The organism is Paenibacillus popilliae ATCC 14706 (genome assembly GCF_000315235.1).
In the GTDB taxonomy this organism is placed as follows: Bacteria; Bacillota; Bacilli; order Paenibacillales; family Paenibacillaceae; genus Paenibacillus_B; species Paenibacillus_B popilliae.
Map to the genome: position 1 here is coordinate 1 of NZ_BALG01000252.1, position 1757 is coordinate 1757.

A 1757-nucleotide genomic window follows, 5' to 3' on the forward strand; every position below is an offset into this window, starting at 1 on the left:
GACATCTCCATGGGTAAGCGCAGGTAAGGAATCTTGCTGCAAGCGCTCGACACGTTTTTTTCCAGAGACTCTTCAGAATGGGCGCTCCCGCACACTCGCCGTGATTCCATTCTCTAAACTTCGGTTTTTGCAATGCTGACATTGGTGACCCACCCCATAATCTGAAGATATACCCTGTAAAAAAAGGTGTCCTTCGCAATTATAGTGTCTATTTTGAAAAGTCAAGTGGTTGTAAAAAATATACCAGGTGGTATGGTAGGAAAATTACCAGATGGTAGAACTATAAATGTTAGAAATATAAGTTCTGACGGTAGGCCAACATTAGAAATTTATGACGGCAAAAAATCAATTTAAAATTCGTTATTAAGGTAGGTTAGAACGATGCAAGAAAATTGGGAACGATGGGAACCAGTAAGTGGTTTGTCATCAAAGTACTATATTAAGTCATTATCAGATAGTATAGAAGGCTTTAAATTGTTTCTGTTTGATGCAAATGACGAAAAAAAGAAAGTTGAAGTGGTATTCGAAGATTCCGTGCATGCATATAGAAGTACAGATGAAAGTTTTAGACAAAGTACAATAAATACTATTAATGAACGATATGGAACCGAGTTTTATGCAGAATGGACCTTTTTTAAGGTTACTAATTCTGGGTATATTCGATGGTTATCAGAACAATCATACGGTATTGCAGAATCAGAACCACTTATACACTTTTCCATTTTGGCAGGTGACTCAATTGTAGACGTTATTGCCGCATACGAACCTAAAATAAAAAAAAGCTAGAGCGTCTCTTCAGGGGACTGATGGGACTGACCCCCCGTTTGTGAGACAGGGATTAAAAACACCTTGCCAGTAAAGCTGCCAGTCGTCGAAAATCTTGGCTCAACGGTTCGCAACCACGTAGAATCACTTGGTGAGCCGTATGCCTTAGCAGGGCACGTGCGGTTCGATAAGGGGGAAGCCATGAGAGTGGTTTCCCTAGGGTCTGTCAATAACTTTGTGTAAACTCGTTTATAGAGAATCTCCCCCGAGAGGGAGATCGACCCTCACGGCAGATGCTGGCCGATGCGCTCTGGAAAGAAAACGGAGAGCTGCAGCAGCATTGGGCCCCAGTTTTGCACGCGGCCCGTCCATTTGCGAGTGACATCCATAGTGACGAGGTATAGCATCTTTAGCAATGCCTCGTCCGTCGGGAAGATGCTTTTGCCCTTGGTCACTTTTCGTAACTGGCGATGGTAGCTTTCGATGATGTTTGTCTATACAGTATACAGTATACAGATTTTTGCTACATGACATAATTTTATTGATCATTTGATCGCTATGATTGCTGATGAAGGAAAGAAAAAAGCGAAATTGATAGCGCGAAACGTGGGCCTGCCAAAATTGCTGAATGACGAGAAAAATGGCAGTACATGTTTGTTGAAGGCCTGATTGGAAAACAGGAACTTCGCCAAAAAATGGCTGAGGAAGATGATAAGGAACGCGAAGTTCGTGCTTCAGCAATTTAGCTGAGACTTTTTCATTGTGCAATGCATTTTCAAAATAATTGTTCCTCTGGCGAAAGTATTTTTTATTGGCTGCGGTCACCTATTCTGCTCCTTTGTGAAATTGAGTTGGTCTTTGCATGCTGTCATGCAAAAAAATAGAGCCGTACAGCAACGGAGGCCACTGAAAAAGTCCTTCTCATGAAAAAAGGTACGGCTCCTCAAGAAAATTGAGGAGCCGTACCTTTTTTCGTTTATAATTAATGCATC

Annotated in this window: 2 protein-coding genes and 1 pseudogene; 2 read left to right on the forward strand and 1 reads right to left on the reverse strand. The window is 41.7% G+C overall.

All coding sequences use genetic code 11. From position 1 onward, the window contains the following. The first annotated feature begins 204 nt into the window (after positions 1 to 204). Both PPOP_RS23505 and PPOP_RS15435 read left to right on the forward strand, forming a co-directional pair. Positions 205 to 354, forward strand: coding sequence for a hypothetical protein (locus tag PPOP_RS23505; protein ID WP_006287482.1), 150 nt, complete (start codon positions 205 to 207; stop codon positions 352 to 354). 27 nt (positions 355 to 381) lie between these two features. Beyond that, the gene (locus PPOP_RS15435) at positions 382 to 786 is read left to right on the forward strand and encodes a hypothetical protein (RefSeq protein WP_006287485.1); all 405 of its coding nucleotides are present in this window, start codon (positions 382 to 384) and stop codon (positions 784 to 786) included. A 263-nt stretch (positions 787 to 1049) separates the two neighbouring features. Here the strand turns inward: PPOP_RS15435 and PPOP_RS20880 are convergent. Continuing rightward, positions 1050 to 1259 (reverse strand): annotated as a pseudogene (locus tag PPOP_RS20880) (transposase); the annotation flags it as partial. Positions 1260 to 1757: the final 498 nt, after the last annotated feature.